At 32.3% G+C, this 12192-nt stretch carries 10 protein-coding genes; 8 read left to right on the top strand and 2 right to left on the bottom strand.

Annotated elements, in window-relative coordinates; genetic code table 11:
• Positions 1 to 11: 11 nt before the first annotated feature.
• The gene (locus IW20_RS00940; protein WP_035617607.1) at positions 12 to 368 is read right to left on the bottom strand and encodes a roadblock/LC7 domain-containing protein; all 357 of its coding nucleotides are present in this window, start codon (positions 366 to 368) and stop codon (positions 12 to 14) included.
• A gap of 174 nt (positions 369 to 542) precedes the next feature.
• Here IW20_RS00940 and IW20_RS00935 point away from each other — a divergent pair, with 174 nt between their 5' ends.
• The 8 genes from IW20_RS00935 to IW20_RS00900 all read left to right on the top strand — a co-directional run bounded on the left by IW20_RS00935 (position 543) and on the right by IW20_RS00900 (position 11326).
• Positions 543 to 764, top strand: a complete 222-nt coding sequence (locus IW20_RS00935; protein ID WP_035617605.1) for a hypothetical protein — start codon at positions 543 to 545, stop codon at positions 762 to 764.
• 93 nt (positions 765 to 857) lie between these two features.
• Complete coding sequence (locus tag IW20_RS00930) at positions 858 to 1454, top strand: lipoprotein signal peptidase (RefSeq protein ID WP_035617603.1); 597 nt, start codon at positions 858 to 860, stop codon at positions 1452 to 1454.
• Positions 1455 to 1538: 84 nt separating this feature from the next.
• Entirely contained in the window at positions 1539 to 4697 is a 3159-nt protein-coding gene (locus tag IW20_RS00925) for a UvrD-helicase domain-containing protein (RefSeq protein ID WP_035617601.1), read from the top strand.
• 71 nt (positions 4698 to 4768) lie between these two features.
• Positions 4769 to 5962: a glycine C-acetyltransferase gene (kbl, locus tag IW20_RS00920; protein WP_035617599.1), complete on the top strand. Its 1194-nt coding sequence runs from the start codon at positions 4769 to 4771 to the stop codon at positions 5960 to 5962.
• A gap of 112 nt (positions 5963 to 6074) precedes the next feature.
• Entirely contained in the window at positions 6075 to 7526 is a 1452-nt protein-coding gene (locus IW20_RS00915; protein ID WP_035617597.1) for an OmpA family protein, read from the top strand.
• Between the two features lie 64 nt (positions 7527 to 7590).
• Entirely contained in the window at positions 7591 to 10356 is a 2766-nt protein-coding gene (locus tag IW20_RS00910; protein ID WP_035617594.1) for a PD-(D/E)XK nuclease family protein, read from the top strand.
• Complete coding sequence (locus IW20_RS00905) at positions 10353 to 10658, top strand: hypothetical protein (protein WP_035617591.1); 306 nt, start codon at positions 10353 to 10355, stop codon at positions 10656 to 10658. The genes IW20_RS00910 and IW20_RS00905 overlap by 4 nt, the downstream gene beginning before the upstream one ends.
• The gene (locus tag IW20_RS00900; protein ID WP_035617589.1) at positions 10655 to 11326 is read left to right on the top strand and encodes an ATP-binding cassette domain-containing protein; all 672 of its coding nucleotides are present in this window, start codon (positions 10655 to 10657) and stop codon (positions 11324 to 11326) included. The genes IW20_RS00905 and IW20_RS00900 overlap by 4 nt, the downstream gene beginning before the upstream one ends.
• On the opposite strand, the gene IW20_RS00895 is transcribed toward IW20_RS00900, so the two are convergent.
• Positions 11323 to 12105 (bottom strand): alpha/beta fold hydrolase, encoded by a 783-nt coding sequence (locus IW20_RS00895; protein ID WP_035617785.1) that lies wholly within the window; start codon positions 12103 to 12105, stop codon positions 11323 to 11325. The genes IW20_RS00900 and IW20_RS00895 overlap by 4 nt on opposite strands.
• Between the last annotated feature and the right edge of the window lie 87 nt (positions 12106 to 12192).

The raw sequence follows: 12192 nt of genomic DNA, 5'->3' as shown, positions 1-12192 counted from the left end.
TTGGTTATTAATTATTTTAAAAGACTGATTTTGTTAAGCTGAGTGGCTAATTCATCGATATTGCGCAGAAACAACCCGAGATTACTACCATCATTAGAGAAAACAATAATGCTATGAGAATTATTTATTTTATTCATCACAGCAACTCCATTGGTAGTTTTAAGGTATAATTGTTTTAATAGTCCCTTGTCCAGGTCTGTAAGGAATTTATCGCTCATAGATAGGATAGCGTCGCTCATTGCGGCAACACTATCGCTATAATCTAAGTGCAAAGAGGTGATCAATTTTCCTTTTGTACCCGATATAAGTGCTGATGTTGATTTGGTTTGAATTAAAAACTCATTTAGCAAGGAAGTGATTTCATTCATTGTGTGGAGATTTGGGGAGTTGTTAAAAAATAATTGATTAAGCTAATTTAATTAAAAAATCATTGCTTTATCATGTATTATCTCGTTAATTTATTTAACAAATATAAATTTTTTGCGTATTATTGTAAGAAGGAAATAGAAGATTAAGCTAATATTAATTTAAGTTAAAACGTTATGGCTAAAGTGTTGAAGTTTAAAGATGTGAAATCGGATGTTGATAGTAGAATAAAAGAATTTGATAAAATAAGGATTAAGCTTAATGTTGCTAAAGCAAAAAAGGCACAGAGTAATATTGAGAAGGCTACAGAAGGAAAAAAAGAAGCCAAAGGATTGTTCAATTCAATCTCAAGTTTTTTTTCTGAAGGATCGAAGCCAGTTAGAAATAACGGAAAATAATAATGAAACATTTTGTTACGAAATAATTAACGCTCTTAAGGGGGCGTTTTTTTTGATTTAATTGTTACTTTTGCGCCAATAAAAAATTATAAAATGTCACTACGAAGAGCGTATTTACTTATTTTCATTATTTTACTTATTGATCAGGTTTCTAAAATTTACATAAAAACCAACTTTGTTTTAGGCGAAGAGGTAGAGGTTTTTAAATGGTTTAAGATTCTTTTTATTGAAAATGAAGGAATGGCTTGGGGAACAAAAATTCCAGGGGAATATGGGAAATTGATTTTAACCGTTTTTAGGATTTTTGCCGTTTTTGGTATTGGGTACTGGTTATATGATTCGATTAAAAAGCATAGCTCAACATATCTAGTTGTTGCTATTTCTTTAATTTTGGCAGGAGCTGCAGGAAATATTATAGATTCTGTTTTTTATGGTGTAATATTCGATGATAGTTATAATAATCTAGCAACACTATTTGCTCCAGAGCATTACGGAACTTGGTTTCATGGTAAGGTAGTAGATATGTTGTATTTTCCTATTTGGGAAGGATATCTGCCAACTTGGTTACCAGTATGGGGTGGACAACAATTTAAGTTTTTTAATGCAATTTTTAATTTTGCCGATATGGCAATTTCTACAGGTGTGGGTATTTTAATTGTTTTTAATAAAAAAGCATTTAACAAACACTAATAAATTTACTTTATAGAATTTTAGTTTTTTGCAACCGAATAGTTCTCGGGATGTTTTATTTTTACAGTTCGAAAAAATTAAAAAATGCAAAGACCTTCCTTCTCTATATATGATGCATCCGCAGGTTCAGGAAAGACATATACCTTAGTTAAGGAATATCTTAAAATTATACTTTCGGCTCCTAAAAATGATGCGTATCGCAATATCCTTGCAATCACGTTTACGAATAAGGCAGTTCATGAAATGAAAAGCCGTATTGTAGGCAGTTTATCTGAGTTTGCCAAAGAAGAGCCTTCCGCGAAAGCGATAGATTTAATGGAGGATTTGGCTAGGGAAACTGGACTTTCAATCATTGAGCTAAAAACAAAATCACAAAATATCATTAAGCATATTATTCATAATTATGCTGCTTTTGATATTTCTACAATCGATAAATTTACTCATAAAGTTATTCGTGCTTTTGCGCATGATTTAAATTTACCTATGACTTTTGAGGTAACTCTGGATACAGAAAATTTACTTATTGAGGCTGTAGATGCAATTATAGCACAAGCAGGACAAGATGAAACTTTGACTAAGTTGTTGGTTGATTTTACGATGGAGAAAACCGACGATGATAAAAGTTGGGATGTTTCTCGTGAAATTCTTGATACAGGAAGATTAATTTTAAATGAAAATAATCGAAATGAGATTACTCATTTTCATGATAAATCAATAGGAGAGTTTGTCGAAATAAAAAAGAAGTTAAAGGAGTTATGTAAAGATCTGGAAGAAGAGAATGCTGGTTTTGCTACAAATGCACTTTCTTTAATTGAAAAGAACGGAATTGATTTAAAATCTTTTTCAAGAGGAACATTTCCAAATCATCTAGAAAGTATTAGAGATGGAAAGTTTAATCCTAAGAATAAAACATTTCATGAGTTTGATGATATTGCGATTAATAAAACGGCCAAAGACAAGGCTATAATAGAAAATATTATTCCTGAATTACTTCAGATTCTGGATAAGATTTATAAGAACTTTGAAAAAAGAGATTTTTACAAGGCATTCCTCAAAAACATCACGCCTCTTTCGTTACTGAATACAGTAAGTAATGAATTGGAAAAGATTCAGAATGAACAAAATGTTTTATCTATTTCTGAGTTTAATGCAATTATTCATCGCGAAATTCAAAATCAACCTGCGCCTTTTATCTATGAACGTTTAGGTGAAAAGTACCGTCATTTTTTTATTGATGAGTTTCAGGATACTTCCGAAATGCAATGGCAGAATTTAATTCCGTTAATTGATAATGCACTTTCAGGTCAAGATGATTATGGAGTAAAAGGGACTTTGATGATTGTGGGAGATCCAAAACAATCTATTTATCGCTGGCGAGGAGGGAAAGCGGAGCAGTTTATTGAGTTAAGCAAGGATTTAAATCCGTTTAATAATCCAGATAAGAAAATAACACATTTAGATACTAATTATCGTAGTTATAGTGAGGTTATTGAATTTAATAATGGCTTTTTTAAATTAATCTCTTCAGAGTTTGAAAATGCCGATTATAAAGATTTATATGAAAATCATAGTTATCAAAAAACAAATGCAAAGAAAGGTGGATATGTAAATATTTCGTTTCTTCCTGCGATTGATAAAAATGAACAAATTGATGAAGATGCAGTTCTGGAGAAAACAGATTTGTATGTTTTGGCAACTTTAAATACGATCCAGAAAGTATTACGTGAAGGGTTTGAGTATAAAGATATTGTTATACTGACTCGTAAAAGAGATCAAGGTATCGCTGTCGCGAATTATCTCACGGAGCAAAACATTCCGTTATTGTCATCAGAAACTTTAATGATTCAAAATGCAACCGAAGTTCGATTGATTGTTCATTTATTAAAGTATTTGAATAATAACGCAGATTTAGAAGCTAAAGCTAATTTTTTGCATTTCTTGACAAAGAATATTGATATAAAAAAACCTGTTCATGATTTTATAGCCGAAGGGATGAACGAAAGGAATGAAGCTGCTTTTGAAAAATGGTTAGAAAAATTTGATATTTCGCTTTCGTTCGAAAATATCCGAAAGAAATCACTTTATGAAGCAGTAGAAACTATCGTTTCTAAATTCGTGCGTCTGGAATATAATAATGCCTATGTTCAGTATTTTCTTGATATAGTTTTAGAGCGAGATATTAGGAATCAAGCGGGGATTTCCGATTTTTTAAGTTACTGGGATAAGAATGCAGGGAAATTTAGTATTCCGTCACCCGAAGGGAATAATGCCGTTCGTATCATGACAATTCATAAATCTAAAGGATTAGAGTTTCCAGTGGTAATTATGCCTTTTGCAGAAGAAGATTATAGTCGAAAACCCAAAGATAAGTTATGGTTAAATGCAGAAGAATCAGATTTTGGGTTACCAAAAGTATTAATAGATAATAGTAGTGCGGTGGCTGGTTTCGGAGAAGATGCAGCTGTTGTTTTTAATTCAAAAAAACAGGAAGAACTTCTTGATAATGTAAATGTTTTATATGTTGCCTTAACTCGTGCTGAAGAACAATTATATGTCATTTCACAAGAAATAAAGCCTAGAAAAGATGGAGAATTTCCGGGTAATATGGCCTCTTTTTTTATAAAATATTTAATTAATGCAGGCGTTTATGATGAAGGTAAGTTAGAATATGAATTCGGAAATTCTAAAAAATTATCCTCAGGAGCTAAGCATTCTTCATTTACCAAAACGATTCCGCTAGTTTCTGAAGTTTTAAATCCTAAGAATATTAAAATCGCGCAACGTGAAGCATTAATGTGGGGTACGCATCAGCAAGAGGCGATATCTTATGGGAATGTAATTCATGAAATCTTGGCTTTTGTAAAATATAAATCAGATATTGATTTAGCAATTGTAAAAGCATTAGAGAGTGGGTTAATTACTTTTGATCAAAAAGAGATAGTTTTAAAAACAATTCAGGAAATTGTAAATCATCCAGAAATCAGTATTTGTTTTGAGGAAAATAATAGAGTTTTGAATGAAGAAACGATAATTCAAAAAGAAGGAAAGATATTGAAGCCAGACAGAGTGGTTGTCACTCCAAGTGGCGAAGCTTTTCTTTTAGATTATAAAACAGGATTGAGTAATCCTAAATACAAGCAACAAGTAGAAGAATATCAAGTTGCTATTGAAAATATGGGTTTCAAAGTGTTAAAAAAAGCATTGGTGTATATAGGAACCGATATCGTTGTAGTAAATTTGTGAAAAAATTAATCAGACGTTAAAAAATAGAATCAGACTAACTTGTTAAAATTTAACATATTAAATAAATAAAAATGTACGGAAAAATTAAAGAGCATTTGCAGAATGAATTGCAAACTATTGAAGAAAACGGAATTTTTAAAAAAGAAAGAATTATAACTTCTGCTCAAGATGCTGAAATAACAATTTCTACAGGAGAGAAGGTTTTAAATTTTTGTGCCAATAATTATTTAGGATTGTCTTCGCATCCAGAAGTAGTTCAAGCAGCAAAGGACGCGATGGATACTCATGGTTTCGGAATGTCATCTGTACGTTTTATATGTGGAACGCAAGATATTCATAAAACATTAGAGAAAAAGATTGCTGATTTTTACGGAACAGAGGATACAATTTTGTACGCAGCAGCTTTTGATGCTAATGGAGGTGTTTTTGAGCCTTTATTAGGAGAGAATGATGCAATTATTTCAGATAGTTTAAATCATGCTTCTATTATAGATGGAGTTCGTTTGTGTAAAGCAGCTCGTTATCGTTATGAAAATAGTAACATGGAAGACTTGGAGCAACAGCTAATAAAAGCAAATGCTGCAGGAACTCGTTTTAAGATTATTGTTACGGATGGTGTATTTTCTATGGATGGACTTGTAGCTCCATTAGATAAAATATGTGACCTGGCAGATAAATATGATGCAATGGTTATGGTAGATGAGTGTCATGCTGCTGGATTTATTGGTGCAACAGGAAAAGGTACTCTTGAGGCAAAAGGAGTAATGGGTAGAGTTGATATTATTACAGGAACACTTGGTAAAGCTTTAGGTGGAGCCATGGGAGGTTATACAACAGCCAAAAAAGAGATTATAGAGTTGTTACGTCAAAGATCAAGACCATATTTGTTTTCAAATTCATTAGCACCTGCAATTGTAGGGGCTTCTATAAAGGTGTTTGAGCTTTTAGAAAAAGATACAGTATTAAGAGATAGATTAGAGTGGAATACTAATTATTTTAAAGAAGGTTTAAAGAAAGCTGGCTTTGATATAATAGATGGTGATTCGGCTATCGTTCCTGTTATGTTATATGATGCAAAATTATCGCAAAATATGGCAAATGAGCTTTTAAAGGAAGGAATTTACGTAATTGGGTTCTTTTTTCCGGTAGTTCCTAAAGAAAAAGCAAGGATAAGAGTGCAGTTGTCTGCGGCTCATACTAAAGACCATTTGGATAGAGCCTTAGCGGCTTTTGTTAAAGTAGGCAAAATGTTAAAAGTTGTATAATTCCCACTTTTTACACTTCTTAATGCTTTTTTTTAACATTTCATTTTGTAGTTAAAAATTTACGCATTACTTTTGTCTATAATTAACTAAATTGTAATTAAATAAATTAAGTATGAAACATCTTAACAAACTTTTAGTTGCTGTGATGATGGCGATGGGTTTAACTTCTCACGCACAAGACAGTAACAATCCATGGGCGATCTCTTTTGGAGTTAATGCCGTTGACACAAGAACAAGTTCTGGTGCAGGGAGTGGTTTCTTTGATCAACACTTCTCTCAGCCATTTGCAGTGAAAGACAACTGGAATATTCTTCCTTCTGTATCTTATATTAGCGTATCAAGATATGTAGGTAGTAATTTTTCTGTAGGATTGCAAGGTTCTGTGAACAAAATTGATAAATTAGTTACTTTTGCTCCAACAGCTCCAGGACATGATTCAAGAGGAAATGTTGTAACTAATCCTGGTGATTTGATGTATTATGGAATTGATGCTACTATTAAATATAGCTTCCAAGAATTAATCAAATCTAAAGTAATCGATCCTTCGTTATCTGTTGGTGGAGGTTACACATTCTTCGGAGATAGTAGTTTTGGTACAGTTAATCCAGGTGCTGGAGTAACTTTCTGGTTTACTGAAGCTATTGGTCTTGAGTTAGCTACAAAATACAAATGGGTTGCTTCTCCTAACGAGAATAAAATTGCTGACAGATCTGTTTTCCAACACACTGCTGGTATCGTTTTCAAATTTGGAGGTAAAGATACTGACGGTGATGGTATCTACGATAAAGATGATGCTTGTCCAGATGTTGCTGGTTTAAAACAATTCAACGGATGTCCTGATACTGACGGAGACGGAATCGTTGACGCAAGTGATGCTTGTCCTACTGAATTTGGTTTAGCTGCTTTAAACGGTTGTCCTGATAGAGACGGTGATGGTGTTGCTGATAAAGATGACGCTTGTCCAGACGTATTTGGTTTAGCTGCTTTAAAAGGTTGTCCAGATGCTGACGGTGATGGTATTGCTGATAAAGATGACAAATGTCCTACTGTAGCAGGTCCTAAAGAAAACGGTGGATGTCCTTGGCCAGACGCTGATAAAGATGGTGTACTTGACAAAGATGACGATTGTCCTACTGTAGCTGGTCCAGCTAGTAACAGAGGTTGTCCAGAAGTAACTACTGCTGTATTAGATGATCTTAAAGTTCAAGCTAGAGCGGTATTCTTTGACACTGGAAAAGCTACTTTCAAAAAAGGTGATGCTCAAACTCCAGCTAGATTAGATGCTATCAAAGAAATCCTTAAAGATTATCCAAATGCTAAATTCAGCATTGAAGGACACACAGATAGTACAGGTTCTGCAAAAATTAACGATAAATTATCTCAAGAAAGAGCTGATGCTGTAATGAACGCATTAATCGCTAGAGGTGTTAATCCAGCTAACTTATCTGCTAAAGGATTCGGTTCATCTCAACCAGTTGCAAGTAACAAAACTGCTAAAGGTAGAGCTGAAAACAGAAGAACAGAAATTAGACACGTAGGTTCTAAATACGAAGGTAAATTGTAATTTACTTTTCTAAATAATTTTAAAAAGCCATTCTTAATTGAATGGCTTTTTTTATTTTTATACAATGACAGAGACTTACTTTTTAGATAAGATTGCAAAGGTTATTATTGAAAACTATTCGGATAAATTGGCCGAAACCACAATTGTGTTGCCGAATAAAAGAGCTAAAATTTTTCTTATTGAAGCTCTAAAAAAACAAATTACTAGTACAGTTATTAGCCCGAAAATAATTAGTATAGAAGACTTTATCCAAGATATAGCTTCTGTGCGTTCAGTCGATTCTATAGAATTGTTGTTTGAGTTTTATGAAGTTTACTTATCTGTTACAGAAAAACAAAACCAACAGTCATTTGAGTTGTTTGCAAACTGGGCAAAAACATTATTACAAGATTTTAACGAGATTGATCGTTATCTGTTAGATCCGTCTCACGTTCTTTCTTACCTTAATGATATTGAAGATATCAAAAAATGGGGGATAGAGGTTGAAAACAAAACACAGTTATTAGAGAATTATATAGATTTCTGGAAGTTGCTTCCTAAATACTATGAATCGCTGTATGCTCATTTGTTGAATAAACAAATCGGTTATCAAGGATTAATTTATAGAGAAGCGGTTAATAATATAAATCATTTTACGAATTCAGTTCCGGGACAGCATTTTGTTTTCGGAGGATTTAATGCTTTAAATGCTGCAGAAGAAAAAATCATTCAACATTTAATTGCTTCAGATCAAGCTAAGATTTATTGGGATATCGACAGAGTATTCTTAAATGATCCTTATCATGACGCAGGGTTATTTGTACGACGTTTTAAGCAAGATTGGAAACATTATAAAGCCAATGATTTTGAGTGGATATTCGATGATTTTTCTCAGTCTAAAAATATACAAGTTATTGGAACGCCAAAAACAATCGGTCAGGCTAAAATAACAGGTAGTATAATAGAAGAAATAATCACTAACAATCCAGGTTCGTCATTAGATAAAGTTGCTGTAGTATTAGGAGATGAGAATTTATTGATTCCGCTTTTATATGCTTTGCCATCTACAGTTGGAGCTTTAAATATTACGATGGGGTATTCTAGCAAGAATAATCCAACACAAATTTTAATTGCAAAGTTGTTTAAAATGCATACTAATGCATTGTCTAGAAATGGTGCTTCTTATGTTTTTTATTACAAAGATGTTTTAGATATACTAACGCATCCGTTAGTCGAACCTTTTGCAAATGTAAAAGAGTTGGTAAAAAAGATAAATCAGAATAATTATACTTTTATAACTCATTCTAAAATCATTGAACTTAATGATGACCCTTCTGATTTATTTTTGCTGCTTTTTCAGAAATGGGATTCGGGTTCAGTTGCGGTTTTAAATAATATTTCTACCCTTTTACTTGTAATAAAAGAGAACCTAAGTAATGACAGCGAAGAAGATAAAATAGCCAAGACGTTTGTTTTTGCCATTTTTAAAGTAATAAATAAATTAATAAACTATTACTCTCAACATAAGCATATTGATAAGATAGAAACGCTCTATGCTATTTATAAACAGGTTATTGATGTTGCCGAAGTTTCGTTTGAAGGAGAACCTTTAAATGGTTTGCAGATAATGGGAGTTTTAGAGAGTCGTGTCTTAGATTTTGATACTGTTATTGTCACTTCTATGAACGAAGGGAAATTTCCAGCAGGAAAATCAATGAATTCGTTTATTCCTTATGATGTAAAACGCGAATTAGGTTTGCCAACTTTTAAAGAAAAAGATGCTATCTATACATTTCACTTTTACCACTTATTGCAACGCGCCAAGAATATTTATTTGCTATATAATACCGAAAGTGAAGGGTTAGATGCGGGAGAAAGAAGCCGTTTTATAACACAACTAGAAGTAGAGAAAAAGCCAAAACATAATTTGACTCAGGAAATTTATAATGCAGTTTTACCAGAAACGGCTTATCAGCCCATGGTTGTTCCGAAGTCTGAAGCTGTAATGACACGTTTAAAAGAAATTGCAACTGCAGGATTCTCGCCATCAGCGTTAACGAGTTACATTAGAAATCCGATTCAGTTTTATTTCCAAAAAATATTACGAATTCGTGAGGTCGAGGAAGTAGAAGAGAATATCGCTTTAAATACGTTAGGAACTATTATTCACGAAACATTAAAGGCACTTTACGAGCCTTTTATTGGGAAGCTTATCTCTGAGAGCGATATTGCAAATTGTTTCAAATTATTAGACGATGAAGTACTAAAACAATTTAAAGTAGTTTACAAAGAGGGAGAAATTAAAAAAGGACGTAACCTTTTGGCTTTTGAAGTTGCTAAACGTAATGTTACTAATTTCTTAAAAGTTGAGTTAGATAGTATTAAAGATGGCGATGCGATTAAAATTTTGGCAATCGAAGAAACTTTCGAAAGAACATTAACGCATCCAAGTTTACCATTTCCTGTATTGATAAAAGGAAATGTCGATAGGATTGAACAACGTAACGGAATTATTAGAATTATAGATTATAAAACAGGTAAGGTCGAAAAGGCTAATGTTGTTCTCAAGAATTGGGATGGGCTTACGGCAGATATAAAAAACGACAAAATTATTCAGGTTTTGGCGTATGCTTTTATGTATGAAAACAATGCTCAAGGATTACCTATCGAAGCTGGAATTATTTCTTTTAAGAATTTAAAATCAGGATTTTTACCTTTTGGATTTAAGGAAGAGAAGGATGTTAATATGATTATTAGTAATGAAATAATGCATAATTATTTGGAGCAAATCGTGTTATTGCTCAATGAAATATTGGATATTGCAATTCCTTTTGAAGAAAAAATACTATGAGTGCAATAACCAAGAAGTTAGGAAATACTTTTGAGTTTTTTAAAAGTACAATAGCCATTAATTTGGCTGTGAGTATTTTGCCTTTGCTTTTTGGAGGGCTACTTGTTTTTAATTATTCGGTTGTGAGTTTTGGCTTTGCCATAAGTTTAGCGGTAAAAGAAATTAATTCTAAAAATGAATATTTATTTTATTTCAATAATGGTCTTTCCAGAGGAGCACTTTGGTTTTATTCCTGGTGTTTTAATCTGGTTTTTCTAATATCCGGAATTTTCATTTTTAATCTAATAAATAGATTATTTTGAAAAGACATATTTTAGAAATCGACAGTATTAAAAAATCTTTTGGTGATAAAATAATTCTTTCCGATGTTTATTTGCAATGCGAAACAAATGATATTATCGGGCTTTTGGGAAGAAATGGTTCAGGAAAATCTACTTTTCTTAAAATTATTTTCGGAGTTATATCTGCAGATTTTAAGTTTGTTAGAGTTGATGGTGTTATGAAAACCAAGACCAAAGAATTAATGAATGAATTAAGTTATCTGAGTCAGGATAATTTTATTCCAAATAATTTTTCTGTCAAAAAAGCGATTCGACTTTCGATTGCAAAAGAAAGGATTGATTCGTTTTGTAATGACGAAATGATAAAGAGATTAACCGACAAAAACATTTCGCATTTGTCTGGAGGCGAATTGCGTTATCTCGAAATAAAGCTTGTGTTAGAGAATTCTTCAAAATTTGTATTACTTGATGAACCTTATAACGGATTATCTCCTTTGATGATCGAAAAAGTAAATCAATTAATTATAATGAATTCGTCTAAAAAAGGAATCATAATATCAGACCATAATTATAGAAATGTAATTAGTATTTCGACAAGATTAGTTTTAATTAAAGATGGAAAACTAAATCATCTAAAAGATAAAAACGAACTCATAGAAAAAGGATATTTAAGTTCTGAGATGATTTAAATCGTTTTAAAAAAATCTAATAAAACGGTAGTTAATTCCGTTTCATTTTCGATCGAACTCATATGTCCGTCAGGAAAAGTTACAAGAGATACATTCGTATTTTCTATTTGTAAGATACTTTCTTCGTAATTTAAAACAGGGTCTTTTTCTCCTAAAACTAATAACATCGGGAAAAGATTAGTGTGCAAAATAATTTCCTTGTCTTTTCTTATTTTCATTCCTTCTAAGGATGCAATTATTCCCTGAAGAGGAGTTTTTAGAGCTTCCTCTTTTACAAGTTCTATAGTTGTGGAAAGTCTTTCTCGGTTGTTTTCGCTAAACAAATTCCCAATGGCAAGACCTATAAAAGCAGCATAGTTTTGTTTAACGGCCTTAATAGCTCGATTTCGGTTCAACTTTCGTTCCGCACTATCAGGTTTAGAAGTAGAATTTAATAAAACCAAACCTTCTACCTTTTCTGTATATAATTCGGCGAAAGCCAAAGCAACATAACCGCCCATCGAATGACCTACAAAAACAGCCTTATCGATGCCAAGATGAGATAAAACCTCATTAACCACATCGGCATTATCCTCCATGGTATGAACGTAACCTTGAGGTTCAGTTTTTCCATGACCTAATAAATCGATAGTAACGACACGGTAATTTTTAGAAAATGCATCAACATAATGATTCCACATCGTTTTGTTTTCTAAAAAGCCATGAAGCAGAACAATGGTCGTTCCTTTTCCTGTGTCTGAATATGAAATGTTGGTGTTTTTAAAAAGAATATTTTTCAATGAGAGTATATTTAATAATGCAAAAATAAAGGTTTGTTGTGTAAGGAAAAGAAAAACGGCCAACATTTCTGAAAGCCGTTTTCTAAT

The organism is Flavobacterium hydatis (assembly GCF_000737695.1).
In the GTDB taxonomy this organism is placed as follows: Bacteria; Bacteroidota; Bacteroidia; order Flavobacteriales; family Flavobacteriaceae; genus Flavobacterium; species Flavobacterium hydatis.
This window is presented reverse-complemented; position numbering and strand designations above follow the sequence as displayed.

Excerpts from the sequence above, each read along its gene's own strand:
- IW20_RS00940 (WP_035617607.1), bottom strand. The coding sequence starts at position 368 with ATGAATGAAATCACTTCCTTGCTAAATGAGTTTTTAATTCAAACCAAA.
- IW20_RS00935 (WP_035617605.1), top strand. The coding sequence starts at position 543 with ATGGCTAAAGTGTTGAAGTTTAAAGATGTGAAATCGGATGTTGATAGT.
- IW20_RS00930 (WP_035617603.1), top strand. The coding sequence starts at position 858 with ATGTCACTACGAAGAGCGTATTTACTTATTTTCATTATTTTACTTATT.
- IW20_RS00925 (WP_035617601.1), top strand. The coding sequence starts at position 1,539 with ATGCAAAGACCTTCCTTCTCTATATATGATGCATCCGCAGGTTCAGGA.
- kbl (WP_035617599.1), top strand. The coding sequence starts at position 4,769 with ATGTACGGAAAAATTAAAGAGCATTTGCAGAATGAATTGCAAACTATT.
- IW20_RS00915 (WP_035617597.1), top strand. The coding sequence starts at position 6,075 with ATGAAACATCTTAACAAACTTTTAGTTGCTGTGATGATGGCGATGGGT.
- IW20_RS00910 (WP_035617594.1), top strand. The coding sequence starts at position 7,591 with ATGACAGAGACTTACTTTTTAGATAAGATTGCAAAGGTTATTATTGAA.
- IW20_RS00905 (WP_035617591.1), top strand. The coding sequence starts at position 10,353 with ATGAGTGCAATAACCAAGAAGTTAGGAAATACTTTTGAGTTTTTTAAA.